At 69.5% G+C, this 24,769-nt stretch carries 26 protein-coding genes; 8 read left to right on the top strand and 18 right to left on the bottom strand.

The window, feature by feature from the left end:
- Positions 1–41: 41 nt before the first annotated feature.
- The 3 genes from ACZ1DY_RS21570 to pafA all read right to left on the bottom strand — a co-directional run bounded on the left by ACZ1DY_RS21570 (position 42) and on the right by pafA (position 2,877).
- A complete protein-coding gene (locus tag ACZ1DY_RS21570; protein ID WP_126731984.1) occupies positions 42–383 on the bottom strand; it encodes an ArsR/SmtB family transcription factor in 342 nt (113 codons plus the stop codon).
- 12 nt (positions 384–395) lie between these two features.
- On the bottom strand, positions 396–1,439 hold the full coding sequence (locus ACZ1DY_RS21565; RefSeq protein ID WP_465485523.1) for a WD40/YVTN/BNR-like repeat-containing protein: 1,044 nt from the start codon (positions 1,437–1,439) through the stop codon (positions 396–398).
- A 79-nt stretch (positions 1,440–1,518) separates the two neighbouring features.
- Entirely contained in the window at positions 1,519–2,877 is a 1,359-nt protein-coding gene (gene pafA, locus ACZ1DY_RS21560) for a Pup--protein ligase (RefSeq protein WP_126731988.1), read from the bottom strand.
- A 147-nt stretch (positions 2,878–3,024) separates the two neighbouring features.
- Here pafA and ACZ1DY_RS21555 point away from each other — a divergent pair, with 147 nt between their 5' ends.
- Positions 3,025–4,503, top strand: a complete 1,479-nt coding sequence (locus ACZ1DY_RS21555; RefSeq protein ID WP_126731989.1) for a bifunctional phosphatase PAP2/diacylglycerol kinase family protein — start codon at positions 3,025–3,027, stop codon at positions 4,501–4,503.
- Between the two features lie 356 nt (positions 4,504–4,859).
- Here ACZ1DY_RS21555 and prcA read toward each other — a convergent pair whose 3' ends face one another.
- The 4 genes from prcA to dop form a co-directional block, all read right to left on the bottom strand.
- Positions 4,860–5,618: a proteasome subunit alpha gene (prcA, locus tag ACZ1DY_RS21550; RefSeq protein WP_465485522.1), complete on the bottom strand. Its 759-nt coding sequence runs from the start codon at positions 5,616–5,618 to the stop codon at positions 4,860–4,862.
- Positions 5,619–5,670: 52 nt separating this feature from the next.
- A complete protein-coding gene (prcB, locus tag ACZ1DY_RS21545; RefSeq protein WP_465485521.1) occupies positions 5,671–6,507 on the bottom strand; it encodes a proteasome subunit beta in 837 nt (278 codons plus the stop codon).
- Between the two features lie 78 nt (positions 6,508–6,585).
- Complete coding sequence (locus tag ACZ1DY_RS21540) at positions 6,586–6,780, bottom strand: ubiquitin-like protein Pup (protein WP_037319666.1); 195 nt, start codon at positions 6,778–6,780, stop codon at positions 6,586–6,588.
- A gap of 97 nt (positions 6,781–6,877) precedes the next feature.
- A complete protein-coding gene (dop, locus tag ACZ1DY_RS21535; RefSeq protein WP_126731994.1) occupies positions 6,878–8,380 on the bottom strand; it encodes a depupylase/deamidase Dop in 1,503 nt (500 codons plus the stop codon).
- A gap of 43 nt (positions 8,381–8,423) precedes the next feature.
- On the opposite strand from dop, the gene ACZ1DY_RS21530 reads away from it, so the two are divergent.
- Positions 8,424–8,942: an NUDIX hydrolase gene (locus ACZ1DY_RS21530; RefSeq protein WP_126731996.1), complete on the top strand. Its 519-nt coding sequence runs from the start codon at positions 8,424–8,426 to the stop codon at positions 8,940–8,942.
- On the opposite strand, the gene ACZ1DY_RS21525 is transcribed toward ACZ1DY_RS21530, so the two are convergent.
- The 3 genes from ACZ1DY_RS21525 to ACZ1DY_RS21515 are packed head-to-tail and all read right to left on the bottom strand — an operon-like array spanning position 8,939 to position 10,893.
- Positions 8,939–9,544, bottom strand: a complete 606-nt coding sequence (locus ACZ1DY_RS21525; protein WP_465485520.1) for a hypothetical protein — start codon at positions 9,542–9,544, stop codon at positions 8,939–8,941. The genes ACZ1DY_RS21530 and ACZ1DY_RS21525 overlap by 4 nt on opposite strands.
- 54 nt (positions 9,545–9,598) lie before the next feature.
- Entirely contained in the window at positions 9,599–10,552 is a 954-nt protein-coding gene (locus ACZ1DY_RS21520) for an aldo/keto reductase (RefSeq protein WP_465485519.1), read from the bottom strand.
- A complete protein-coding gene (locus ACZ1DY_RS21515) occupies positions 10,549–10,893 on the bottom strand; it encodes a hypothetical protein (RefSeq protein WP_125678154.1) in 345 nt (114 codons plus the stop codon). Before ACZ1DY_RS21515 ends, ACZ1DY_RS21520 begins: the two co-directional genes overlap by 4 nt.
- A 143-nt stretch (positions 10,894–11,036) precedes the next feature.
- Here ACZ1DY_RS21515 and ACZ1DY_RS21510 point away from each other — a divergent pair, with 143 nt between their 5' ends.
- Positions 11,037–11,948, top strand: coding sequence for a DMT family transporter (locus ACZ1DY_RS21510; RefSeq protein ID WP_126732001.1), 912 nt, complete (start codon positions 11,037–11,039; stop codon positions 11,946–11,948).
- Between the two features lie 54 nt (positions 11,949–12,002).
- On the opposite strand, the gene arc is transcribed toward ACZ1DY_RS21510, so the two are convergent.
- Positions 12,003–13,805 (bottom strand): proteasome ATPase, encoded by a 1,803-nt coding sequence (gene arc / locus ACZ1DY_RS21505; RefSeq protein ID WP_126732003.1) that lies wholly within the window; start codon positions 13,803–13,805, stop codon positions 12,003–12,005.
- A 362-nt stretch (positions 13,806–14,167) separates the two neighbouring features.
- On the opposite strand from arc, the gene ACZ1DY_RS21500 reads away from it, so the two are divergent.
- A complete protein-coding gene (locus ACZ1DY_RS21500; protein WP_126732004.1) occupies positions 14,168–14,989 on the top strand; it encodes a hypothetical protein in 822 nt (273 codons plus the stop codon).
- 7 nt (positions 14,990–14,996) lie between these two features.
- The gene (locus tag ACZ1DY_RS21495; protein ID WP_465485518.1) at positions 14,997–15,452 is read left to right on the top strand and encodes a hypothetical protein; all 456 of its coding nucleotides are present in this window, start codon (positions 14,997–14,999) and stop codon (positions 15,450–15,452) included.
- A gap of 237 nt (positions 15,453–15,689) precedes the next feature.
- On the opposite strand, the gene ACZ1DY_RS21490 is transcribed toward ACZ1DY_RS21495, so the two are convergent.
- Entirely contained in the window at positions 15,690–16,514 is an 825-nt protein-coding gene (locus tag ACZ1DY_RS21490; RefSeq protein WP_007035384.1) for a tRNA (adenine-N1)-methyltransferase, read from the bottom strand.
- Positions 16,515–16,574: 60 nt separating this feature from the next.
- Positions 16,575–17,726 (bottom strand): M50 family metallopeptidase, encoded by a 1,152-nt coding sequence (locus ACZ1DY_RS21485; RefSeq protein ID WP_192744420.1) that lies wholly within the window; start codon positions 17,724–17,726, stop codon positions 16,575–16,577.
- A gap of 128 nt (positions 17,727–17,854) precedes the next feature.
- Here ACZ1DY_RS21485 and ACZ1DY_RS21480 point away from each other — a divergent pair, with 128 nt between their 5' ends.
- The 3 genes from ACZ1DY_RS21480 (at position 17,855) to ACZ1DY_RS21470 (ending at position 20,660) form a co-directional block, all read left to right on the top strand.
- Entirely contained in the window at positions 17,855–18,748 is an 894-nt protein-coding gene (locus tag ACZ1DY_RS21480) for a RecB family exonuclease (protein WP_005150226.1), read from the top strand.
- A gap of 123 nt (positions 18,749–18,871) precedes the next feature.
- Positions 18,872–19,657 (top strand): thioesterase family protein, encoded by a 786-nt coding sequence (locus tag ACZ1DY_RS21475; protein ID WP_257487023.1) that lies wholly within the window; start codon positions 18,872–18,874, stop codon positions 19,655–19,657.
- A gap of 67 nt (positions 19,658–19,724) precedes the next feature.
- Positions 19,725–20,660, top strand: a complete 936-nt coding sequence (locus tag ACZ1DY_RS21470) for a ParA family protein (protein WP_257487024.1) — start codon at positions 19,725–19,727, stop codon at positions 20,658–20,660.
- Positions 20,661–20,729: 69 nt separating this feature from the next.
- Here the strand turns inward: ACZ1DY_RS21470 and hisG are convergent, their stop codons facing one another.
- The 5 genes from hisG to ACZ1DY_RS21445 form a co-directional block, all read right to left on the bottom strand.
- Positions 20,730–21,575: an ATP phosphoribosyltransferase gene (hisG, locus tag ACZ1DY_RS21465; protein ID WP_126732010.1), complete on the bottom strand. Its 846-nt coding sequence runs from the start codon at positions 21,573–21,575 to the stop codon at positions 20,730–20,732.
- 32 nt (positions 21,576–21,607) lie between these two features.
- The gene (locus tag ACZ1DY_RS21460) at positions 21,608–21,871 is read right to left on the bottom strand and encodes a phosphoribosyl-ATP diphosphatase (RefSeq protein ID WP_034306611.1); all 264 of its coding nucleotides are present in this window, start codon (positions 21,869–21,871) and stop codon (positions 21,608–21,610) included.
- Between the two features lie 72 nt (positions 21,872–21,943).
- On the bottom strand, positions 21,944–22,435 hold the full coding sequence (locus tag ACZ1DY_RS21455) for a methylated-DNA--[protein]-cysteine S-methyltransferase (RefSeq protein WP_257487025.1): 492 nt from the start codon (positions 22,433–22,435) through the stop codon (positions 21,944–21,946).
- Between the two features lie 15 nt (positions 22,436–22,450).
- Positions 22,451–23,914, bottom strand: coding sequence for an AlkA N-terminal domain-containing protein (locus ACZ1DY_RS21450; protein ID WP_257487026.1), 1,464 nt, complete (start codon positions 23,912–23,914; stop codon positions 22,451–22,453).
- Between the two features lie 56 nt (positions 23,915–23,970).
- Entirely contained in the window at positions 23,971–24,651 is a 681-nt protein-coding gene (locus ACZ1DY_RS21445) for an HAD family hydrolase (RefSeq protein WP_465485517.1), read from the bottom strand.
- Positions 24,652–24,769 lie beyond the last annotated feature (118 nt).

The following is a 24,769-nucleotide window of genomic DNA, read 5'->3' as shown; positions in this document are numbered from 1 at the left end:
CGAAGTATCGCAGATTTTCGATACGTTATTCCTGGCCGGGCTCAGATGGAACGTCCCAGCAGGTCGACGAGCTGCGCGATCCGCTGCTCGTCACGGCGATAGTGCGTCCACTTGCCCACCCGGGTGGACCGGACGAGCCCGGCGCGCTGCAGCAGCGCCATGTACGCCGACACCGTGGACTGCGCGAGCCCCAGCTTCGCCTGGAGGTGACTGACGCAGACCCCGACCTCGTTCTGGTCGGCGATCGCGTTCTCCGGCGGGAAGTGCCGGTCCGGTTCGCGCAGCCACCCGAGCACCTGGAGGCGGATCGGGTTGGCGAGCGCCTTCAGCACCTCGACCAGATGGTCGGTGGTCTCCGGGACTGGTTCGGCTTCTGCGGTCATGGTCCTTCGAGCTTAGGCGGTGCCGAGCCGCGCGGCCCTGCCGTTGGCCCCGCTCGCCCAGCACGCGCCGCGAGCACAGTCGACCGAGTCGAACGATCCGGTGTCGAACGACTTCCAGTGCCGTCCACCGTCCGGGCTCAGATCGCTCCCGCCGGGGCCGACGGCGATCACGGTGTTCCCCAGCCACGCCAGGCCGGAGCGGTAGCCGACCGGGGCCTCGGCCGGGGTCCGCCAGGTGCGCCCCCCGTCCGCGCTGAGCGCCACCGCCGGGCCGGGAGCGTTCGGCGCCGCGTAGTCGCCACCGATGGCCACGCCGTGCCGCGGATCCCGGAACGTCACCGAAAAGACCCCGGCCGAGGCGCCGCTGGGCAGCGGGGTGTCGGCGGCTTCCCAGGTCATCCCGCCGTCGCCGGAGTGCAGGACCCGTGCGCGAGCGCCGCCACCGGTGGCGATCCAGGCGTCGCGCGGGCCCGACGTGGTGAGGCACTGACCGCTGGCGGCGAACCCGAACTCGCCGTCGAGCGCCGGGACCATCCCCTCGGTGGGAACGGGTTTCCACGTCCGGCCTCCGTCCGAAGTGGACTGCAACCGGAACTTGCCGTCCACCGGATCGCTCATCGCGAGACCGCGCCGGTGGTCGAAGAACGCGACACAGTCGTAGAAGGCGGCGGGGTCGCTGTTCCGGAAGGACAGTCGCCAGCTCTGGCCGCCGTCGTCGGTGCGGTAGATCCGGGACGCGTCGCCGGGCCCGATCGACAGCGCGACCGCGTGCTCGGCGTCGAAGGCCTCGATGTCCCGGAAGTCGAGCGCTTCGGTGCCCGCCGGGGCGACGGGCTTCCACGTGCGGCCGCGGTCGGTGGTGCGCAGGATGGTGCCCCTGCTGCCGCTGACCCAGGCCGTCCGGGAATCCACCGCGGACAGACCGCGCAGCTGGGCGCCCGTGCCCGTCGGAGTCTCCGTCCACCTGGGCTCGGGACATTCCGGTGCGGCGTGCGCGACGCCGGTGAACGCCAGTGGGACGACCGCACCCAGCAGGACCAGCAACGCACGGCGCATCGGCGCACCTCTCCCTCGAAGATCCGTGAAGGCCACCTTAAGGGACTCTGGTTCCCTCTAGGTGGCCTTCACGGACCAATCAGAGTGAGCTGATCAGCCGCTCGACGCGTTCGTCCACCGAGCGGAACGGGTCCTTGCACAGCACGGTCCGCTGCGCCTGGTCGTTCAGCTTGAGGTGCACCCAGTCCACGGTGAAGTCACGCCCGGCGGCCTGCGCGGCGGCGATGAAGTCACCGCGCAGCTTCGCCCGGGTGGTCTGCGGCGGGGTGTCCTTGGCCAGCTCGATCTCGCCGTCGTCGGTGACCCGCCGCACGAGCCCCTTCCGCTGCAGCAGGTCGAAGATGCCCCGTCCGCGCCGGATGTCGTGATAGGCCAGGTCGAGCTGCGCGATCCGCGGGCTCGACAGGTCGAGGTCGTGCTTGTTGCGGTAGCGCTCGACCAGGCGGTGCTTGATCGCCCAGTCGATCTCGGTGTCGATCTTGCTGAAGTCCTGCTGCTCGACCGCCTCCAGCGCCCGGCCCCACAGCTCGACGACGCGCTCGGACTGCGGCGACGAACCGGTCTCCTTGACGTGCTGGACGGCCCGCGCGTGGTACTCGCGCTGGATGTCCAGCGCGGACGCCTCGCGGCCGCCGGCGAGCCGCACCTGGCGGCGGCCGGTGAGGTCGTGGCTGATCTCGCGGATGGCCCTTATCGGGTTGTCCAGCGTGAAGTCGCGGAACTGGACGCCCGCTTCGATCATCTCCAGCACCAGGTTCGCCGATCCGACCTTGAGCAGCGTGGTCGGCTCGGCCATGTTCGAGTCGCCGACGATCACGTGCAGGCGCCGGTAGCGTTCGGCGTCGGCGTGCGGCTCGTCGCGGGTGTTGATGATCGGCCGCGAGCGCGTGGTGGCGCTGGAGACGCCTTCCCAGATGTGTTCCGCTCGCTGGGACAGGCAGTACACGGCGCCGCGCGGCGTCTGCAGCACCTTGCCGGCGCCGCAGATGAGCTGCCGGGTCACCAGGAACGGCAGCAGCACGTCGGCGATCCGGGAGAACTCACCCGCCCGGGTCACCAGGTAGTTCTCATGGCAGCCGTAGGAGTTGCCCGCCGAGTCGGTGTTGTTCTTGAACAGGAAAATGTCGCCGCCGATGCCCTCGTCCGCCAGCCGACGCTCGGCGTCGACCAGGAGGTCCTCGAGGATCCGCTCCCCCGCCTTGTCGTGCGTGACGAGCTGGACGAGGTCGTCGCATTCGGCCGTCGCGTACTCAGGGTGGGAACCCACGTCGAGGTAGAGCCGCGAGCCGTTCGACAGGAAGACGTTCGACGAACGCCCCCAGGACACGACACGCCGAAACAGGTAACGCGCCACTTCGTCCGGGGAGAGCCTGCGTTGCCCGTGAAAGGTGCACGTGACCCCGAACTCGGTCTCGATGCCAAAGATCCGCCGCTGCATCCCACCAGAGTAGGCGGTGAAGACCCACTGAAGGTGCGCCGTTCGGGCGGCGACACGCGGTCGGTACGTTGCATTCGGTGAAAGGTGTGCGGGACGTCCCGATCGGGTATCACGCGCATGACGTCCTGGCCCGGAAGTGGGGAACCCGTGTTAAAGCAGCTCAAACGCCCTTTCCGCAAGGTCGGACGGACCGATCGGCGGTTGATGGCACGGAGTGCGGCCCTGCCGAGGAGCAGGGCCGACGAAGTGATCACCTCGCTCTCCAAAAGTGCGGACAAATCCAAGCTTTGGTGGTGTGTCGCGGTCCTGCTCGCGGCGAAGAAGGGGCCGACGCGCCGGGGCGCCCTCCGCGGCGTGGCCGCCATCGCCGGAGCCAGCGCGGCGGCGAACCTGGTCGGCAAGCCGCTGTTCCCCCGCCGCCGCCCCGCGGCCGAAGAGGTGCCGATGCACCGGCGGCTCGTCCGGCGGCCGACCTCGTCGTCGTTCCCGTCCGGGCACTCGGCGTCCGCGGCCGCCTTCGTCACGGCCGTCGCGATGGAATCGCCCAAGGCGGGCGCCGCCCTCGCCCCGCTGGCCGCCGCCGTGGCCTATTCCCGGGTCCACACCGGCGTCCACTGGCCCAGTGACGTCGGCGTGGGGATCGGGATCGGGATCGGCGCCGGCCTGCTGACGCGGCACTGGTGGCCGCTGAACGACGACGTCCCCGGCCGCACCGCGCACACCGCCGAGGCACCCGAGATGCGCGACGGTGAGGACATGCTCGTCCTGGTCAACCCGCATTCGGGGATCGACGGCCAGGATCCGACCGAGGAAGCCCGGTTCGCCTGGCCCAAGGCCACCATCCTGTATCCGGACGCGAAGCGTGACCTGCGCGATCAGCTCTGTGACGAGATCGCCGCCCGTGGCAACACCGTGCGCGCGCTCGGCGTCGCCGGCGGTGACGGGACCGTCGCCGCGGTGGCCGCCGTCGCGGCCGACCACGACCTGCCGCTCGCGCTCATCCCGGCGGGCACCCTCAACCACTTCGCCCGGGACGTCGGCATGCGCTCGATGCCCGACGCGGACGCCGCCACCGAAGCGGGCAACGCCGTCGGCGTCGACCTCGGCGAGGTCGAGATCAACCACGACGACGACCACCGCTACTTCGTCAACACGGCCAGCCTCGGCGGCTACCCGGAAATGGTCCGGATCCGGGAAAGGCTGCAGAAGCGGCATCCCAAGTGGCCGTCGGCGGCGATCGCGCTCGCCCGCACCCTCCGACGCGCGAAGCCGCTCGAAGTGACCCTCAACGGCAAACACACCAGCATTTGGCTGCTGTTCGTCGGCAACGGCACCTACTCGCCGAAGGGTTTCGCGCCCTCACGCCGCCCAGCGCTCGACACCGGCCTTCTCGACGTCCGCTACCTGCGCGCCGACGTGCCGTACTCGCGGGCTCGGTTCATCCTCGCCACCATCACGAACAGCCTCAACGCCAGCCACGTCTACCAGGAACTCGACGTGCCGGAGCTGCACGTCAGGCTGCTGAACGGCAACCGCCGCGTCGCCACCGACGGCGAGGTCGGCCCGCTCGGCAACGACTTCCGCTTCCGGTCGCGGCCCAGCGCGCTCACCATCTACCGGCTCTAGCCGCCGTCCTGGCGGGCGCGTCCACTGTGTACTGAGGGGTACGGCAAAGGTGGCAGGTTGCGAAAGCCACTTTCGCAACGTTGAAGGTTGCGAAAGTGGCTTTCGCAACGTCAGGCGGGATCGGCGCCGCGAGAGGTCGGCCCAGGCGGTAGTGAAGGCCTCCTTCCCTACTCTGAGGGTAGGGAAGGAGGCCTTCACTACGCGTTGGTGAGCCTCGCGCGAAGTGCCGCGAGTTGACCGTCCACCGCACCCGCACCTTCGCCTTGCCCCTCAGTACAACGCGGCCCGCAAGTACGTGAAGGCCCCCTTCACTGCGCAAGACGCAATGAAGGGGGCCTTCACGTACTTCGAGAGACTCAGTCCTTCTTGGACTCACCGTCGGGCTTGTCGCCTTCGGCGTCGTCCTTCTTCGGCTCCTCCTCGGCGGGCAGCAGCGCGTCCAGCGCGGCACCGGCGACCCGGCGGAACTTGCGGCCGCGCCGGTCCCGCTCCAGGACGGCGACCTCGAGCTTCACCGGGTCCGAGTCGCCGTTCGCGGGGGTGGGGGTGTTGGCGCGCAACGCCTTCACCGCGACACCGAGCGCCGCTTCCAGCTCCATGTCCGACTCGAAGCTCTCCTTGAGCTTCGTGGTGAGCGTGTCGGCCTGACCGCCCATCACGACGAACTTCGGCTCGTCGAAGATCGAGCCGTCGTAGGTCAGCCGGTACAGCTGGTCTTCGGCGGCGGTCGCGCCGACCTCGGCGACGCAGACCTCCACCTCGAACGGCTTCAGCTGCTCGGTGAAGATACTGCCCAGGGTCGCGGCGTACGCGTTCGCCAGCGCACGCGCGCTGACGTCCCGCCGGTCGTACTGGTAGCCCTTCAGATCCGCGTGCCTGATGCCGGCGACGCGGAGGTTCTCGAACTCGCTGTAGCGGCCCACGGCCGCGAAACCGATCCGGTCGTAGATCTCCGAAACCTTGTGCAACGTCGCCGAGGGGTTCTCGGCCACGAACAGCACGCCACCGCGGTACTTGAGCACGACCACGCTCCGGCCGCGCGCGATGCCCTTGCGCGCGATCTCGGAACGCTCCCGCATCAGCTGCTCGGGAGAGGCGTACAACGGCATCGTCACTGTGGTGCTCCGCTCTTTCGGGCTCTCATCGGGAAGGGACGGGGACGGACGGCTAGCGCCCGCGCTCGGCTCGTGCGGCCACGACGGCCTCGGCCACGGCGGTCGTCTGCTCGAGCGGCAACGCCACCGCGCCCTGCTCCGCGGTGACCGTCACGATCGTCGGGAAGATCCGGCGCACCAGATCCGGCCCGCCGGTCGCGGTGTCGTCATCCGCCGCGTCGTACAGCGCCTCCACCGCCGTCCTGATCGCGGCTTCGGCGTCCGCGTCCGGGTCGTACAGCTTCTTCAGCGAGCCCTTCGCGAACAGCGAACCCGAGCCGATGGCGTGATAGCCGGCGCGCTCCTCGTAGCGGCCGCCGGTCGCGTCGTACGAGACGATCCGGCCCGCGTGCTTCGCGTCCTCGGCCTCGAGGTCGTAGCCGACGAACAGCGGGAGCACGGCCAGCCCCGCCATCGCCATCTCGAGGTTGGACTTCACCAGCCCCGCGAGCTTGTTCGTCTTACCGTCGAGCGAGAGCGAAACACCCTCGATCTTCTCGTAGTGCGCCAGTTCGACCGCGTACAGCCGCACCATCTCGATCGCGAGCCCGGCCGAGCCCGCGATGCCCACGGCCGAGTACTCGTCGGTGACGTGGACCTTCTCCATGTCGCGCGAAGCGATCAGGTTGCCCGACGTGGCCCGCCGGTCACCGGCGATCAGCACCCCGCCCGCGAACTTGACCGCGACGATCGTCGTCCCGTGCGGGGCGTCCAGCCCGCCCGCCCCGGCCGAGACCCGCCGCTCCGGGAGCAGCTCGGGCGCCTGCGCCCGGAGGAAGTCCGAGAACGACGAGGTCGCCGACGAGAAGTACGCGGCGGGCAGCGCCGACTTACCCGAGGTGTGTTCCATACGTGCTCAAAGTTCCAATCTGTGTGATCCGCCGGCTCCGCACAGGGCGACCCCGGCCCGGGGCCGCCGGAAGACGAGTTACTCGCCGCCCTTTTGCACGTAGGCGCGGACGAAGTCCTCGGCGTTCTCCTCGAGCACGTCGTCGATCTCGTCGAGGATCGTGTCGACGTCTTCGCCGAGCTTCTCGCGCCGTTCCTGACCCGCCGGACCGCCGTCCTCGAACTCTTCGTCCGAGTCGCCGCCGCCGTGCTTTTCGATCTTTTCCTGAGCCATCTCGCCTCCCGGTGTGGCCGATGTTTCCTAGCCTACCCAGCGGTCCCGACAATCCGCGGGATCCGTGATCGCTTAACCCCGATGAAAGGAAATCCCGCTAGTCCGAACCGGTGAGCGCCTCCACCAGCTCCTCGGCGGTCGCGGAGTCGTCCAGCAACTTCCCCACGTGGGCCTTCGTGCCCCGCAACGGCTCCAACGTCGGGATCCGCACCAGCGATTCCCGGCCGACGTCGAAGATGACCGAATCCCACGACGCCGCGGCGATGGAGTTGGCGTACTTCTCCAGCGTGCGGCCCCGGAAATAGGCCCTGGTGTCCGAAGGCGGGGTCGTGACCGCCTCCAGCACCTCCTCCTCGGTCACCAGTCGCTTCATCGAACCCCTGGTGACGAGCCTGTTGTACAGGCCCTTGTCCAGCCGGACATCCGAGTACTGCAGGTCGACCAGCCGCAACCGCGGCGCGCCCCAGGCCAGCTGGTCCCGCGCGCGGTAGCCCTCGAGCAACCGCAGCTTCGCCGGCCAGTCCAGCCTGTCCGCGCATTCCTGGGGGTCCCGCGCCAGCGCGTCCAGGATCTCGCCCCAGACCCGCAGGACCTCCTTGGAGGCCTCGTCCGCGCCGGTGCGCTCCAGGTTCGCCGACGCGATCTCGTGGTAGGCGAACTGGAGGTCCAGCCCGGTGTACTTGCGCCCGTTGGCCAGCGACACCTTCGCCTTCAGCGTCGGGTCGTGGCTGATCTGGTGCACGGCCCGCACCGGCTCGTCGAGTTTAAGGTCGTCGAACCGGACGCCGGCCTCGATCAGGTCCAGCACCAGCGCCGTCGTGCCGACCTTGAGGTACGTCGAGTACTCGGCCAGGTTCGCGTCGCCGATGATGACGTGCAGACGGCGGTACTTGTCCGCGTCGGCGTGCGGCTCGTCGCGGGTGTTGATGATCCCGCGTTTGAGCGTGGTCTCCAAGCCGACCTCGACCTCGATGTAGTCCGAACGCTGCGAGAGCTGGAAACCCGCTTCCTCGCTCTGCTGCCCGACACCCACGCGGCCCGAACCCGTGATCACCTGGCGGGACACGAAGAACGGCGTCAGCCCGGCGATCACCGCGGTGAACGGGGTCGACCGCTGCATCAGGTAGTTCTCGTGGGTGCCGTAGCTCGCGCCCTTGCCGTCGACGTTGTTCTTGTACAGCTGCAACGGCGGCTGTCCGGGCACGGTGGCGGCCTTGCGCGCCGCCTCCTCCATGACCCGTTCGCCCGCCTTGTCCCAGATGACCGCGTCGCGCGCGTTCGTCACCTCGGGCGCCGAGTACTCGGGGTGCGCGTGGTCTACGTACAGCCGCGCCCCGTTGGTCAGGATGACGTTCGCCGCGCCGAGGTCCTCGACGTCCGGGTCGTGCCCGGGGCCGCTCGGCCCGGTCAGGTCGAACCCGCGCGCGTCGCGCAGGGGCGATTCCACCTCGTAGTCCCATCGCGCCCGCCTGGCCCGCGGGACGTCCGCCGCGGCCGCGTAGGCGAGCACGACCTGGGTCGAGGTGAGTACCGGGTTCGCCGTCGCGTCGCCCGGCACCGCGATGCCGTACTCGACTTCGGTTCCCATGATCCGCCGCATACCCACCACCCTACGGGGTCGGGGCCGTGCGACGATGCCCCCCATGTCAGGCAGTGACGAACTCGTTGCGCTCTATGACCTCGGCGGAACCGCCGTTGGCGCGGCCACGCGATCCCGGGTCCGCGCCGAAGGGCTTTGGCACGCGGCCGGCGTGGTGTTGGTCCGTTCGGGTGACGGAAACTCCGTTTACGTGCACCTGCGTACTCCCACGAAAGACGTCTATCCCTCCACATGGGACTGCTGGGCGGGCGGCGTCGTGGCGGCCGGCGAGACCCCCGAGGAATGCGCGCGCCGGGAACTGGCCGAAGAACTCGGTGTTCACGGAGTGGAACTACGGCCGCTTTTCACCCATGTCTACGACGAAGGCACGATCCGCTGCCACAACTTCGCGTTCGAAGCACGCTGGGACGGCCCGTTCGTCCATCAGCCTTCCGAAGTCGTCGAAGGGCGTTGGCTGACGCTCGACGAGTTGCGTTCGTGGCTCGACGATCCGTCGAGCGCGTTCGTGCCGGACGGCCGTCTCGGTGCGCTGGAGTGGTTCCGGCGGGAGAACGCCCGCTAGGCCGAACGGAGGCGCTGCGCGACGATCGGCAGCAGCCGCTTCGCCGCTTCCGTTGCCCTGGCCTCGGTTCCGGCCGTCACGCTGAGGGCGGAGACGAGCTTCCCCTTGGCGAGCAACACCGTGCACGTCGTGCCGTCGCACCAGGCGCGCTGGACCTCGACACCGGTTTGCTTCGCGAGAGTGAGTTTCCTGCCGTCGCAGTCCGCCCGGAGGACGACGTCCGAAGCGTCACGGTCGGTGTACTCGGTGACCTGATGTTCCAGCGTCGAGCCGCTGGCGTACGACCACGTGGCCGAACGGCTCGTGCCCCGGGTGAGCCCGGTCAGACAGCCGGACACCTTGCCCTCACCGGGGACGACCTCCTCCTCGGCGACGTCCTCGTCGGTCAGCAGCGCGGCGGTTACGGCCGCGGGGACGGGAGCCCGGGTCGACGACGGCGGCACCGGGTTGGCCTGCGGCTTGACCGAAGGCTGTGACGGCTCGGCCGCGGGGGTCGGCGTCGGATCGTCGTAGTAGGTGTCGAGATCGTTCGGACGGTCCGCGCAGCCCGACAACCCGAACAGCGCGACCGTCGCCACCGCGAGCACCTGCCGATGACGCACCCTCGAGCCCTCCCGGCTTCCGCCTGACGTTTGCCGCGAGACTAGTCCAGCCCCTCAATGCCAGCCGAGGCAGGATCGGTGCCGCCAGTAGGCGACCGGTTCCTCCGCGAGCGCGGCCAGCTCCGCCAGTTCCTCCTCGGCGAGTTCCACCTTCGCGGCAACGAGATTCTCCGCGAGCTGGGCGGTGCTCGACGGGCCGATCACCGCGATCGGGCGCCAGTCCTGTGCCAGCACCGCCGCGACGGCCACCGCGTCCGGACCCGCTCCGTGCTCCCGCGCGATCCGCGCGAGCGGCACCGGCGGCTCGACCACCAGGCGTCCGTTCGCGACGGTTTCCTTGACCAGTACTCGTTTTCCGGCGGCGTGCGCTTCCGCGAGCGCCGGGCCGGCGGAGGGTTCGAGCAGGTTCCACGTCGATTGCACGGCGCTGAAGACCGGCGTCCCGGACACCTCCAGTTCGAAGGCCCGGCGGACCGCGTCGGCCTGCGAAGGCCCGGACGTCGAGAACCCCACCGGTACGCCGTCCGCGGCGAGTTCCGCGAGCGCGCCGATCAGCCGGTCGTCGGTGAACAGTGGACTGTCCACAGTGAGCGAATGGACCTGGTAGAGCGAGATCGCCTTCCCCAGCAGGCCAACGGATTCGGTCCACTGTTCGGCGAACCTGGCCGCGGTGTGCTCCTTGACCTCGTGCACCTCCGCGTCGAGCTTCCACTCCCCCACGTAGCGGTAGCCCCATTTGCTCGACACGGTGACGTCCGCGTGGCCGCGGTCGGCGAGCCAGCCGGCGAGGAACTCCTCCGAAGAACCATACGAACGGGCGACGTCCATCCAGCGGACGCCCGCGCGGTACGCGTCGTCCAGCACGTCGTAGGTCGCCGCACGCATCGCCTCGAAGCCGCGTCCGGGCGGCAGCGCGCCGACCCGGCCGAGGTTGATGTACGCGGGCCTGCCGAGCGCCGCGAGCCCGACGGCGATCCGGTCGCCGACGGTGGTTTCCGAGTCTGTCACCGGGCTCCTTCGTTCTTGTGGCGGAGGATCGCGAGCCACTGACTCGAGTTCTGCGCCTGCCGATGGAGCTTCTCGAGGCGCGCCGCCGGAGCCCGAACGTAACCCTTGCCGAAGACGGGCGCGATCTGACGGAGGCTGGCGCCCTCCTCCCTGGCGGCGAGCAGTGCCCAGTCCGACGCGTCGGCGCAGGCCGCGGAAGCGCGGCGCAACTCCCCCAGGATCTCGATGAGCTCGGGGGCGCTCACCTCCCCCGCGCGTACGGCGGCGGCCGTCGTTTCCAGCCACGCCAGGACATCGGCTTCGGTGATCGGCGCGCGCGGGCGCCCGGAAGATTCGCTCACAGCGCGGAAGTATAGGTCGTTATACAGGTGACTCGGGTGACCGCCACGCGCGAGTCGTCGGACACATCGTCCGAAAACCGCTGGAACACCAAAGGATTCCAGGTTTCACTGGGCCCTGACTTGAAGATTCAGGAGAAGGACAATTGGGACGTTTTGGTATCGCGATCCGGTTCGCGGCGCTCGCGGTCGTCTGGGGTGCGAGTTTTCTGTTCATCAAGGTCGGCCTCACCGGCCTCTCGCCGGCCCAGGTGGCGCTCTCCCGCGTCTGCCTCGGCGCGCTGGCACTGATCGCCATCGCCGCGTGGCGCCGTAAGCCGCTCCCCCGCGATCCGGCGCTCTGGGGTCATCTCGCCGTCGTTTCCGTACTGCTGTGCGTGATCCCGTTCCTGCTGTTCTCCTGGGCCGAGCAGTACATCTCCTCCGGGCTCGCCAGCATCTTCAACGCGACGACGCCGCTGATCACCATGCTCATCGCCGCCGCGGCCCTGCCGTCCGAACGCTTCACCAAGGCCAGGACGACCGGTCTGGTCCTCGGCTTCCTCGGCGTGCTCACCATCGTCGGGGTCTGGCAAGGGATCGACGTCTCCCACGAACTGACCGCGCAGCTGGCGTGCCTGGGCGCGACGACCTGCTACGGCATCTCGTTCGTCTATGTGCGACGGTTCATTTCCTGGCGGAACCTGGACGCGCCGACCATCGCGCTCGGGCAGGTCTGCTGCGGTGCCGTCGTGATGCTGGTGCTCGCGCCGTTCATCGCGACGACGCCGGTGCGCCTCGACACGCCGATCGTCCTCAGCATGATCGCGCTCGGCGCGCTGGGCACCGGGCTCGCCTACGCGTGGAACGCCTCGATCATCGCGGCGTGGGGCGCGTCCAACGCGTCGGCCGTGACCTACCTCACACCTGTCGTGGGTGTGCTGCTCGGCGTTCTCGTGCTCGACGAACCCCTGGCGTGGAACCAGCCCGTCGGCGCGTTACTCGTCGTCCTGGGAATCTTGGCCGCGCACGGGCGGCTGAGCCCTCGCAAGAAGGTCGAGGAACCCGTACCCGTGTGACACGAAAGGGCCCTTCACCGCGACACATGCGGTGAAGGGCCCTTTCGGTACGCGCTACAGGTACTGACCGGTGTTCGTGGCGGTGTCTATCGCCCGCCCCGAATCCTGGTTCTTGCCGGTGACGAGCGTGCGGATGTAGACGATCCGCTCGCCCTTCTTGCCGGAGATCCGGGCCCAGTCGTCCGGGTTGGTGGTGTTGGGCAGGTCCTCGTTCTCCGCGAACTCGTCGACGATCGCGTCCAGCAGATGCTGCACGCGCAGGCCGGGCTGCTTGGTCTCCAGCACCGACTTGATGGCCGACTTCTTCGCCCGGTCCACGATGTTCTGGATCATCGCGCCCGAGTTGAAGTCACGGAAGTACAGGACCTCCTTGTCACCGTTGGCGTAGGTGACCTCGAGGAACCGGTTCTCGTCCGTCTCCTCGTACATCCGCTCGACCGTGTGCTGGATCATCGCGTCGAAGGTCGCGCGCACGTCCCCGCCGAACTCGGCGAGGTCGTCCGCGTGGATCGGCAGGCCGTCGGACAGGTACTTGGAGAAGATGTCCTTCGCGCCTTCGGCGTCCGGACGCTCGATCTTGATCTTGACGTCGAGCCGGCCCGGCCGCAGGATCGCCGGGTCGATCATGTCCTCGCGGTTGGAGGCGCCGATGACGATGACGTTCTCCAGCCCTTCCACACCGTCGATCTCCGAAAGCAGCTGCGGGACGATCGTGGTCTCCACGTCGGAGGACACGCCCGAACCGCGGGTGCGGAAGATCGAGTCCATCTCGTCGAAGAACACGATCACCGGGGTGCCTTCGGAGGCCTTTTCCCTGGCTCGCTGGAAGATCAGGCGGATGTGCCGCTCGGTCTCCCCGACGAACTTGTTCAGCAGTTCCGGACCCTTGATGTTCAGGAAGTAGGACTTCCCGTCCGCCGCGTCGCCGCGGGCTTCCGCGACCTTCTTGGCGAGCGAGTTGGCCACCGCCTTGGCGATGAGGGTCTTACCGCAGCCAGGAGGCCCGTAGAGCAGCACGCCCTTCGGCGGGCGCAGCTGGTACTCCTGGTAGAGATCAGCGTGCAGGAACGGAAGCTCGACGGCGTCGCGGATCTGCTCGATCTGCCGGGTGAGGCCACCGATGTCCTCGTAGCGGACGTCGGGCACCTCCTCCAGCACGAGATCCTCGACCTCCGCCTTCGGCACGCGCTCGTAGGCGTAACCGGCTTTCGAGTCAACCAGCAGGGAATCGCCCGGCTTGAGGGGCTGTTCGGCCAGCGGATCGGAGAGCAGGACGACCCGCTCCTCGTCCGCGTGCCCGACCACGAGCGCACGGGGGCTGCCGCCCTCGACGTCCGGGGCCAGCACCTCGCGCAGCGCGCAGACCTCGCCGATCCGCTCGAAGTCACCGCCTTCGACGACGGTGAGCGCCTCGTTGAGCCGCAACGCCTGTCCGCGCTGAAGCGACGAGACCTCGACCGCGGGTGAGACCGAGACCCGCATCTTGCGGCCCGCGGTGAACACGTCCACCGTGTTGTCCTCGTACGCGGTCACGAACACGCCGTAACCGCTCGGAGGCTGGGCCAGCCTGTCGACCTCCTCTCGCAACGCGAGCAACTGGCCACGCGCCTCGCGGAGCGTCTCGACCAGTTTCGTGTTGCGTTCCGTGAGTTGGCTCACGCGTTCCGACGCCTCGGCGAGTCGCTGCTCCAGCACTCGGTTCTGACGTGGCGAATCGGTGAGCTTCCGGCGCAGCAGTGCGACTTCCTCCTCGAGGAAGCGGATTTGACGTGCCTGCTCGTCGGACGTGGTTCCAGCTCCGGTCGTTTCTGAAGGGTCGGCCTCCTCGCGCCGACCTCCGGGAAGGTCATGATGCATCGGGCACCTCCTCGGAGTGCTTTTCATTCCACGGTACCGGCGATCACCGACAATAAAAGGCCTTTCCGCATCACAAGATCGGCGCGTCGCGTTCCGGAGGGCCCGCCAGCACGTACGTTCCCGCCGCGCAAGAGGCCATCCCGGTGCCGGGTCCGGCGCACTCATGGTCACAATCCGTCCACCTGCCCTGACCTGCGGCGGAATACCCGGCTCCGTCCGGGTGCAAACGGGATTCCGGTATCAGTTCGGCCCTAATCGAGCGGCGATCTGGCTCGATGGCTAGCATCGGGCGACGTTCGCCGGGGAGGCGGACCCGCAGGTCATGTTGAGCATTTTCGCAGAACAGCTAGGGGGCACCAGCCATGACTTACCCGCCGCAGCAGCCCGGCGGCTACGGACAAGATCCGTACGGCCAGCAGGGCGGGTACCCGCAGAGCGGCCCCCAGCCGCAACAGGGATACCCCGGTGGCGGCCAGTACGGACAGGACCCGTACGGCCAGCAACAAGGCGGCTACCCGCAGAGCGGTCCTCAGCCCCAGCAGGGATACCCCGGCGGCACGCAGCAGTTCGGCCAGCCGGATCCGTACGGGCAGCAGGGCGGCTTCAACGCTTACCCGCAGGAAGGCGGTTACGGCGGCGGAGAGCCACCCAAGAAAAAGAAGACCGGCCTGATCGTCGGCATCGCGATCGGTGCGGTCCTGCTGGTCGGTGGCGGTGTCACCGCGCTGGTCATCGCGCTGAACTCGGGCGACGACAGCCAGACCGCCGCGCCGCCCAGCAGCAGCGCAGCCCCGTCGGAGGCCCCGTCCTCGTCGTCGCAGAAGCCGAGCTCGACCCGGACCAGGTCCAGCTCGCCGAGCACTTCGTCGACCAAGAGCTCAGGTCCGGCGCCCGGCGGCAAGGCCACCCCGCAGGAAGTCTTCGAAAGTGCCGCGACCTCCTACAGCGCGGGCGACAAGAAGACGTTCCTCGACCTGATCTGCCGCAGCGAGAACACTAAGGACGAGGGCAAGCCGCTCGACCCCATCAAGCTCGAGATCACCGAGCCCGCCAAGGAAAGCGGCGACCGGGCGACCGGCCGTTACCGCGCCACCCAGGGCACCAAGATGGCGGAGGGCACCATCACGGCGGCCAAGGAATCGAACCTGTGGTGCCTCAAGGACATCAAGGCCGACAAGAAGTGACCTGTCCGTGACGGTGAGCCACAAGCTGACCGCCGTGGCGGTGGTTTGTGGCGCGGTCGTGGCCGGGGTCGTGGTGGGGCTGCTGCTGGTGGCCCCCTCCGGCTCCGACCCGGCCGCGTCGAGCACCGGCGCGCCCTCGCCACCACCGGCTTCGTCCCGTCCGGTTCCGGTGGATCCGGACGTGGCGGCGGTCGAGGTGGTCGGCAAGGCGATCGCGGCGGCCATCGTCAACCACGACGCGACGGCGTTCGGGAAACTCACCTGCACCCAGCAGTCGTCGGCCGATCTGGCCGAGCTCGGCCGGAAATGGGCGGCGGCGGGCAAGGTGGCCGCGACCGTCCCCGATCCGCCCGTGGTCAGCGGCGATTCCGCCACCGTGACCGTCCACGTCGAAGGCGTCGGCGGTCAGAAGGACACACCGTTCCCGCTCAGGAAGCAGGACGGAAAGTGGTGCGTGCCCTGACGTTCCGGGGTTCTCCTGGGTTCTGCCGAGGGCTGGGCCTGGCCCGGACGTTGCGAAAGCCACTTTCGCAACGTCGGGCGTGGCAGTCCCGCACCGCTCCGGCGATCATGTCGCGAAAGCCACTTTCGAGACGTCTGGTGTCCCGAAAGTGGCTTTCGCGACGCCACCTCCAGAATCCGGAAGCCGGCAGGAACCCAAGACCCCACCCGAAACGCCACTGAAGACCGGCTTTACCGATCAGCCCTTGCCGGAGCGGCGGTGCACCCGCGGCGAGACGGTGCCGTCCGCGAGACGGCGCGCCGTCAGCAGGAACGCGGTGTGCGCGACCATCCGGTGGTCCGGCCGCACCGCCAGGCTCACGACGTGCCAAGGCCGCATGAGGGTCTCCCACGATTCCGGCTCGGTCCAGCACTGCTGGTCCCGCAGGGCTTCGGTGATCCGCGAAAGCTGTGTGACCGTCGCCACATAGACCGTGAGCACGCCGCCCGGCACCAGATGCGCGGCGACCGTCTCCAACTGGTCCCAGGGCGCCAGCATGTCGAGGACGACGCGGTCCACCTCGCCGGTGTGCGTCGACAAGTCCGCGACCGTCAGCGACCAGTTGTCCGGCTTGTGCCCGAAGAACTTCTCGACGTTCCGCTCGGCGTGTTCGGCGTGGTCGTCGCGGATCTCGTAGGACTGCACGGTCCCTTCCGAACCGACCGCCCGCAGCAGCGAACAAGTCAGCGCACCGGAGCCGGCGCCCGCTTCGAGCACCCGCGCGCCCGGGAAGATGTCGCCCCACATCACGATCTGCGCGGCGTCCTTCGGGTAGATCACCTGCGCGCCACGCGGCATCGACAGCACGTAGTCCGGCAGCAGCGGGCGAAGCGCCAGATAGTGGCTGCCGCCCGCCGAAGTGACGACCGAACCCTCCTGCGCGCCGATCACGTCGTCGTGCGCCAGCGCACCCCGATGGGTGTGATACTGCTGTCCCTCGGCGAGGACCATGGTGTAGTGCCGCCCCTTGGAGTCGGTCAGCTGAACCCGGTCACCAACACGAAACGGCCCTCGGACCGACACTGAACCTCCATACGCGCGAACACAGATCGACGACCGATCCTCGCAGGTGGCCGTACCGCGCTACGCCGGGGGTCGGCTCCGGGTCATCGCGGCGCGCAGGTCTTCGCGCCTGAGCACCCCCGCGGGCCTGCCCTCGTCGTCCACCACGAGGAACTGCCACGCGGCCGTTTCCCGGACCCGCTCGGCGATCTCCTCCCCCGACTCCGACGAAAGCAGCACGGTGTCGGCGCGGATCGGCTCGGCGGCCATCTCCGCGGGCGCGTGCGGCGACGTCCCGGCGAGCTGCGCGGCGGCCGTCTCGTCGAGCAGGCCCGCCGCGACGCCGTCGGCTCGCACCAGGACCACCCCGCGACCCGCCGAAGCGGCCAGCGCGTCCGAGACGGGGCTTTCCGCCGGCAACTGGAGGACGGGACGGACGAGTTCGCTCAGCCGCACGCCTTCCGGCCATCCCCGGCGGGTTTCGGCGGCGAGTTCGCTTCGGGCGCCGAGGACCACGAACCACGCCGTCACGACGCAGACACCGAGCCGGAGCCAGCGGTCCTCACTGCCCGCCGCCAAGCCCCACAGCGCCCAGACGACCAGTCCGGCGGCGACGATCCCGCCACCGACGACCGCCGCCCGCGTGCCCTTCTCGCGGCGCCCGGTCGCCGCCCAGACCCCGGCGCGGACCAGGCGGCCGCCGTCGAGCGGAAGCCCGGGAAGGAGGTTGAAGATCCCGACGGCGAAGTTCGCGACGGCGCATTCGGCGATCAGCAGCCACGCCGCGCTTTCCGAGGGGACGGCGAACATCAGCAGACCGCAGAAACCGCCGAGCAGCAGCGAAACGATCGGTCCCGCGGCGGCGACGAGCCCTTCCTGCCTCGGCTCGCGGGGTGTCCTGGCGACCTCGGAGAGGCCACCGAGCAGGAACAGCCGCAGGCGCCGGACCGGGATGCCGAGCCGCAGCGCGACCAGGCAGTGCCCGAGCTCGTGCGCGAGCACCGAGAGTCCGAGAAGGACCGCGAACGCGGCCGCCAGGAGCCAGGAGGTCAGCGTCGTCGCGCCGGGCAGGATCCGGCCGACCAGTGGCGTGTACAGCACCACGATGATCAGGGAGCCGATCCACCACGAAGGGGCCAGCAGCACGGGGATCCCGGAGACCCGGAACAGCAGGAGCCCACCCTCCGGTGCCACGCCTCGTCGAGGCGGGCCCTGCTCACCCGTCACCGCCATGTGTCAGAGCGTAGATGCCCGGATGTGGGCTGCCCGTAACCCGCCCGTCCCGTCCGGGTGGTGTCGGTCATGCCACTCCGGTGCGTCGCGGTCCCGGAACTGTCGGTACCCGGCGATACGCTCATCCCATGCCCGACACCGACACGGTCACCGCCGATCCGCCGCCCGGCGCCGAAGTCCCGCGCCGTCGGCCGGCCCTGTCCCCGTCGCGTGCCAGCGACTTCAAGCAGTGCCCGCTGCTCTACCGCTTCCGCGCGGTCGACAGACTGCCCGAGATCCCGACCAAGGCCCAGCTGCGCGGCACGCTGGTGCATTCGGTGCTGGAGCGCCTGTTCTCCCTTCCCCAGGCCGATCGCACGCCGCCGCAGGCCAAGGAGCTGCTCGCGCCGGCGTGGGAGGACCTGTCCGCGGAACGTCCGGAATGGATCGAGCTGTTCGACCAGGACGACCCCGAAGCCGTCACCTCGTGGCTCTCGTCGGCCGAGCAGCTCGTCGACACCTACTTCGGCCTGGAGGATCCGCGCCGTCTGGAGCCGGAGGCGTGCGAGCTGCACGTCGAGATCGAACTCGGCTCCGGAGTGCTGCTCCGGGGCTACGTCGACAGGCTGGACGTCGCGCCGACCGGCGAGATCCGCGTCGTCGACTACAAGACCGGCGCAGCGCCCCGCGAGATCGGCGAGGCCAAGGCGATGTTCCAGATGAAGTTCTACGCCGTGGTCCTGTGGCGGCTTCGCGGCGTCGTGCCGCGTCAGCTGAAACTGATGTACCTCACCGACGGGCAATCCCTCGCCTACACGCCGGACGAGGGCGAGCTGATCCGCTTCGAGCGCACGCTGGAGGCGATCTGGCAGGCGATCCTCAAGGCGGGCAAGACCGGCGATTTCCGCCCCAATCCGAGCAAACTCTGCGCGTGGTGCGATCACCAGGCGCTCTGCCCGCAGTACGGCGGCACTCCCCCGCCGTATCCCGGCTGGCCGGAGCCCGATCCCGGGGAAGAGTCCGTATTGGACCGTGCGGACTAGGCCGTGCCCGGTGGGTCCGTTCGATGGGCTTCGTGATCCAGGTGGTTCCTGGCGGTGCGGGCGGTGCCGCGTGGGCGCGGAGACCACGAACAAGACTCACCGGGCACGGCCTAGAGTGCCCTTGTGACAGAAGCCTTCTACGTGCCGTCGGGTGACGGCGTCTTCCTCCCGACCCCGCACACCGCCGGCCCTTGGACCCCCGATGCGCAGCACTTCGGGCCGCCGTCGGCGTTGCTGGTCCGCGCGCTCGAAGAGGTCGAGGCGCCGCACGCGAGTCAGCTGGCGCGGGTGACGGTCGAGATCCTCGGGCCCGCGCCGCTGAAGGAGCTTTCGGTGCGGGCGTGGGTGGAGCGGCCGGGCCGGTCGGTCGAGTGGCTGGTGGCCGAGCTCGCCCACGGTGAGCGGGTCGTCGCCCGTGCGTCGGCCTGGCGCATCGCGACCTCGGACACCACGGCGGTGGCCACCGCGGAAGGTCCGGCGCTGCCTTCGCCGGAGGGGCTGCCGGCGTCCTCCTGGCCGGAGGGCTGGCACGGCGGGTACCTCGACGCCGTCGAGTGGCGGCGCGTCAAGGGCGCGCTGGACGCGGCGGGGCCGGCCACCGTCTGGGGCCGTCAGCGCGTCGCCCTCGTCGACGGGGAGAAGCCGAGCCCGCTGCAACGGCTGTTCGTCCTCGCGGACTCCGGCAACGGGATCTCGAACTTCCTGGACCCGCGGGAGTGGTGGTTCATCAACTCGGAGCTGACGGTGCATCTCCGCCGCCCGCCGCTGGGCGACTGGATCGGCGTCGACGCGGCCACCCTGGTCGGCCCGAACGGCATCGGGACGGCGACCACCACGCTGCACGACGCCTCGGGCCCCATCGCCTCCGGAGCGCAGGCCCTCTTGGTGCGACCGCGACAGGCGGGCTGATAGACGCGCTTTCTCGGCGGGTTTCCAATAGCCTTCCCGGAACAACAGACACAGGGAGCGCTTCGGCATGCAGATCACCTCGGTGGTCAACCAGAAAGGCGGGGTCGGCAAGACCTCACTCAGCGTGGGCGCGGCGGCCGCACTGGCCGAACGTGGCCGCCGGGTGCTGCTGATCGACCTCGACCCACAGGGCCACGCGACCACCGAACTCCTCGGGCTGGACGAGGTGGCGCACGACATGCCCAGCCTGGCGAAAGCCCTGACCAAGGTGTGGAAGGGGCCGATCGAGGAACTCGCCGTGCGGCATCCGCGCAGCAACCTCGGCCGGGGCGGCGCGTTCGACGTCATCCCGACCTCGCCGGGCATGTTCGACCTGATCCGCAGGCTGGACCAATTCCGGGTACCGGGCTGGCAGCTGGCCAGGGTCATCCAGTTCGCGAACTACGACCACATCATCATCGACTGCCCGCCCGCGCTCGACGTCCTGACCAACAACGCGCTCGCCGCTTCGCACGGGATCCTCGTGCCGGTGCAGCCGGACCGGACGAGTATCCGGGCCCTGCGCCTGCTTTCGGACCAGGTGCGTTACGTCGAACAGACCGTCGGCCGTCCGCCGATCGCCTACTACGGTCTCGTGCCCGGTCTGTACCGCCGCCCGATCTCGCACTACGCGGCCGCGGCTTTGCAGGAGTTGTACGCGTTCGGGATCCCGATGCTGTCGCACGTCCCGCTCGGCGTCGTGATGAACGAGGCCGCCGCGCACGGCGTGCCGGTGACGACCTACGCGCCGGAAACCTTGCAGGCGCTGTCGTTCCGGGAGATCGCGGAGACATTGGACGGCTATCTGCAGAACTATCCGGCCGCGGCGATCGTGCCCGCGGACGAGGAGTTCGTCTTCGAGGACTTCATCACCGAGGTGTCGGTGACCCGCAGCGCGAAGGACAACGGGACGCGCAAGAAGCTCTACGACCTCATGCCCAAGAAACCCAACCGGCCCCGGTAGCTTCCGCGCGTGAAGGCCCCCTTCCCTCGGCTGAGCCGAGGGAAGGGGGCCTTCACGCGCGCACCGGTGTCAGAGGCGGCAGGCCCGGATGTCCGAAGCCAGGACGGCCTTGGCGCCGGTCTCGGCGAGTTCGTCCATGATCCGGTTGACCTCCTTGCGCGGCACCATCGCCCGCACGGCCACCCAGTCGTCGTGGGCCAGCGGCGCGACGGTCGGCGACTCGAGCCCCGGCGTGATCGCGATGGCCGCGTCGAGCAGCGAACGCGGGCAGTCGTAGTCCAGCATCATGTAGTGCTGGGCGAAGACGACTCCCTGCAGCCGTGCCTTCAACTGGTCCTTCGGCCGGGTGTGCTCGGTGCCCGCCCGCTGCAGCAACACCGCCTCCGACACGCAGATCGGATCCCCGAAGGCCACGAGGTTGTGCTGGCGCAGCGAACGCCCGGACTCGACGACGTCCGCGATGGCGTCGGCGACGCCGAGCTGGATCGAGATCTCGACGGCGCCGTCGAGGCGGATGACCTCCGCCTCCACCCCGTGCTGCTTCAGGTTCTCGCGCACGAGGCGCGGGTACGACGTCGCGAGCCGCTTGCCCTGCAGGTCTTCGGCCTTCCACTCCCGGCCCGCGGGCGCGGCGTACCGGAAGGTGGAACCGCCGAAGCCCAGCCCGAGGATCTCCTCGACCGGGGCGCCGGAGTCGAGCGCGAGGTCGCGGCCGGTGATGCCGAGATCCAGCTCGCCGGAGCCGACGTAGATCGCGATGTCCTTGGGACGCAAGAAGAAGAACTCGACCTCGTTGACGGTGTCCAGCACGGTCAGGTCGCGGGCCTCATGTCGCCTGCGGTAGCCGGCCTCTCCGAGCATCTCCGACGCGGCGGCGGCGAGGGCTCCCTTGTTCGGCACGGCGACACGCAGCATTGCTTCTCCTTGGTTCTCCGGACGCGAACGCGTCACAGGTACCGGTACACGTCCTCTGTCGACAGTCCTCGGCCGAGCATGAGCACCTGTACGCGGTACAGCAGCTGTGAGATCTCCTCGGCGAGCCTGTCGTCGGATTCGTGCTCGGCGGCGATCCACACCTCGCCCGCCTCTTCGAGCACCTTCTTGCCCTGCGCGTGCACTCCCGCGTCGAGCGCGGCGACGGTGCCGGAACCGTCGGGCCGCGTGCGGGCGCGGTCGGCAAGCTCGGCGAACAGCTCATCGAAGGTCTTCACAGTCTGGAGATCCTTCCATCCGCGCCCGCGCCGCGCTGCCCCGGGCCGGTGTGGTGCCGGTCGCGTCACACTTCAGAACAGCGCCGCGCCGCCTCGCTCGAAGTCGAGCAGCTGCCGCTTCCGTTCGACGCCGCCACCGTAACCGGTGAGATCGCCGGTGGAACCGATCACCCGGTGGCACGGGACGATGATGCTGATCGGGTTCTTCCCGTTCGCGAGGCCGACCGCGCGCGACGCGGTGGGCCTGCCGAGCCGGTCGGCGAGCTGCCCGTAGGAGACCGTCTCGCCATACGGGATCCCGAGCAGCCCTTCCCAGACCATCCGCTGGAACGCGGTCCCGCCGAAGCTCAGCGGGAGATCGAAGTCCTGGCGCTGACCGGCGAAATACTCCTTCAGCTGTTTCTCGGTGTCCACGAAGATCGGCAAGCCCGGATCCGGATGTCCGAACGTCTCCTCCGCCGGGCGATGGCGCTGCTGGACCATGTACACCCCGCAGAGGCTTTCGCCGTCCGCGACCAGGGTCAGCTTGTCGTACGGGCTGTCGATGACGGTGTGCGTGCGCATGGCGCTCCTCGGAACTCAGGCGGCGGGCAGCCGGTTGATGGGGTGATCTCCGGTCGCCCAGAGGTGTTGTACGGCGTAGGCGCGCCACGGGCGCCAGCGTTCGGCGTGCGCGGCGAACGCGGCCGGGCCGAGCCCGAGGCCCTTCGCGGCGACCTTGACGCCGAGGTCGGTCGGCAGGAAGGCGTCCGGGTCACCGAGCGAGCGCATCGCGATGCTCTCCACGGTCCACGGGCCGAAGCCGGGCAGCGCGTGCAGTCGCTCGCGGGCTCGCTGCCAGTCGCTTCCCGCGCCGAGGTCGAGGTCGCCTTCGTTCAGTTCGGCCACGAGGCCGAGCAGGGTCCGCTTGCGGCTCTGCGGCATCGCGAGGCTTTCCGGGTCGATGTCCGCGAGCGCGGCGGCGTCCGGGAAGACGTGCGTCAGGCCGCCGTCGGGGTCGTCGATCGCGGCACCGTGCGCGAGGACCAGCCTGGCGGCGTGGGTGCGGGCCGCGGCGGTGGACACCTGCTGGCCCAGGACCGCGCGTACGGCAAATTCGTCGCCGTCGACCGTCCTCGGCACCCGTCTGCCCGGCGCGGCGGCCACGAGGGGCGCGAGCAGCGGGTCCGCCGCCAGCGCTTCGTCGACCGCGACCGGATCGGCGTCGAGGTCGAGCAGGCGACGGCAACGACTGATCGCGGTCGAGAGGTCCCGCAGGTCCGACAGGGTGAGCCGGCAGCCGATGTAGCCGTCCTCCGGCTTGAGGGCGACGACGGCGGGGCCGTGCGGGAGCCGCAGGGTGCGGCGATACGCGCCGTCGCGCCATTCCTCGACACCGGGAACGCCTGTCGCGACGAGATGCCCGAACAGGTTGTCCGGGAACAACGGCTTCCGGTACGGCAGGCGCAGGTTCAGCGTCCCGGGCGCGGTGGCGGGCGCGGTCCGGACCCGAGCCCGCAGTTCCGTCGGGGACAGCGCGAAGACCTCGCGGACGGTGTCGTTGAAGGTCCGGACGCTGCCGAACCCCGCGGCGAGGGCGACGTCGATCATCGACAGCCCGGTCGTCTCGATCAGCAGCCGCGCCGTCTGCGCCCGCTGGGCGCGGGCGAGGCTGAGCGGGCCCGCGCCGAGTTCGGCGCGCACATGGCGCTCCACCTGCCGGACGCTGTAGCCCAGCCGGGCGGCCAGCCCGCGCACGCCGTCGGTGTCGACGACGCCGTCGGCGATCAGCCGCATCGCCCTGGCCACCAGGTCCGCGCGCTCGTTCCACTGCGGCGAACCCGGGCTCGCGTCCGGGCGGCAGCGCTTGCACGCGCGGAACCCGGCCTCCTGGGCGGCCGCCGCGCTCGGGTAGAACGTCATGTTCTCCGGTTTGGGCGGGACGACCGGGCAGCTCGCCCGGCAGTAGATCCGCGTCGTCAGGACCGCGGTGAAGAACCAGCCGTCGAACCGGGCGTCGTTCGACTGGACCGCCCGGACACAGCGTTCGAAATCCTCATGCACCCGGCAAGCATCACCGACCGCACGGGGCGGGGTCTAGCGGAAATGCGACATGGCGGTCAGGGCAGGAGCGCGGCCAGCCCCGGCACGTCGAGACCGACCAGCGACGAGCGGAACACGCGCCGTTCACCCGGTTCGACGTCGACGTCGTTCGGGACGACCACCACGGTGCAGCCCGCGGCGGCCGCGGAAGCCGCGCCCGGCGGTGAATCCTCGATCGCGACGCACCGGGAAGCCGGGACTCCCAGCAACTCCGCGGCCAGCTGGTACGGCCTGGCGTTCGGCTTGTTCAGACCATCGACCTCGTCACCGCAGACCGTGGCGGCGAAGTACTCGCGGCCGATCGTGTTGAGCGCGAGTTCGGTCAACGAGCGTTCGGTGGAGGTGACCAGCGCCATCGGGACACCGTTGGCGCGCAACAGTTCGAGCAGCTCCTGAGCGCCGGGGCGCCGCGGGAGCGGGCCGTCGAACAGGTTGGCCGTGCGGCGGCGGATCCAGACCCCCATCTCCGCGATCGACTCGGGCGTCACGGGCTTGGCGCACACTTCGAGGAGGAACGCGGCCGTGTCGTCCATATTGGACCCGACGAGACTCAGGCGCTGCTCCTCGGTCAGGGTGCCGCCGAGGCTTTCGACGGCCTCGTAGAGCGCGACGTCCCACAGCTTCTCCGAGTCGACCAGCGTGCCGTCCATATCCCACAGCACGGCGGCGAGTCCGTCCAGTGTGGACGGTTCGGTCACGGTTCCCCCTCACGTTCGATTGGGCCTTCTCCGGATCCACGGTAGCCGAGACGGATTCACGTCGGCGGCGAGGTCGCTGCCCGAAATGTCGCGTTACTTCGGCTCCGCGCGGTTCGCC

The sequence above is a fragment of the Amycolatopsis sp. PSD-21 genome (genome assembly GCF_055561455.1).
The sequence above is the reverse complement of the archived record's forward strand: the minus strand, read 5'-3'. Positions and strand labels throughout refer to the sequence as shown.

What these genes read in the sequence shown, in the direction of transcription:
- ACZ1DY_RS21570 (WP_126731984.1), bottom strand. Translation starts at nt 383, where the DNA reads ATGACCGCAGAAGCCGAACCAGTCCCGGAGACCACCGACCATCTGGTC.
- ACZ1DY_RS21565 (WP_465485523.1), bottom strand. Translation starts at nt 1,439, where the DNA reads ATGCGCCGTGCGTTGCTGGTCCTGCTGGGTGCGGTCGTCCCACTGGCG.
- pafA (WP_126731988.1), bottom strand. Translation starts at nt 2,877, where the DNA reads ATGCAGCGGCGGATCTTTGGCATCGAGACCGAGTTCGGGGTCACGTGC.
- prcB (WP_465485521.1), bottom strand. Translation starts at nt 6,507, where the DNA reads ATGGAACACACCTCGGGTAAGTCGGCGCTGCCCGCCGCGTACTTCTCG.
- ACZ1DY_RS21540 (WP_037319666.1), bottom strand. Translation starts at nt 6,780, where the DNA reads ATGGCTCAGGAAAAGATCGAAAAGCACGGCGGCGGCGACTCGGACGAA.
- dop (WP_126731994.1), bottom strand. Translation starts at nt 8,380, where the DNA reads ATGCGGCGGATCATGGGAACCGAAGTCGAGTACGGCATCGCGGTGCCG.
- ACZ1DY_RS21530 (WP_126731996.1), top strand. Translation starts at nt 8,424, where the DNA reads ATGTCAGGCAGTGACGAACTCGTTGCGCTCTATGACCTCGGCGGAACC.
- arc (WP_126732003.1), bottom strand. Translation starts at nt 13,805, where the DNA reads ATGCATCATGACCTTCCCGGAGGTCGGCGCGAGGAGGCCGACCCTTCA.
- ACZ1DY_RS21500 (WP_126732004.1), top strand. Translation starts at nt 14,168, where the DNA reads ATGACTTACCCGCCGCAGCAGCCCGGCGGCTACGGACAAGATCCGTAC.
- ACZ1DY_RS21485 (WP_192744420.1), bottom strand. Translation starts at nt 17,726, where the DNA reads ATGGCGGTGACGGGTGAGCAGGGCCCGCCTCGACGAGGCGTGGCACCG.
- ACZ1DY_RS21480 (WP_005150226.1), top strand. Translation starts at nt 17,855, where the DNA reads ATGCCCGACACCGACACGGTCACCGCCGATCCGCCGCCCGGCGCCGAA.
- ACZ1DY_RS21470 (WP_257487024.1), top strand. Translation starts at nt 19,725, where the DNA reads ATGCAGATCACCTCGGTGGTCAACCAGAAAGGCGGGGTCGGCAAGACC.
- hisG (WP_126732010.1), bottom strand. Translation starts at nt 21,575, where the DNA reads ATGCTGCGTGTCGCCGTGCCGAACAAGGGAGCCCTCGCCGCCGCCGCG.
- ACZ1DY_RS21455 (WP_257487025.1), bottom strand. Translation starts at nt 22,435, where the DNA reads ATGCGCACGCACACCGTCATCGACAGCCCGTACGACAAGCTGACCCTG.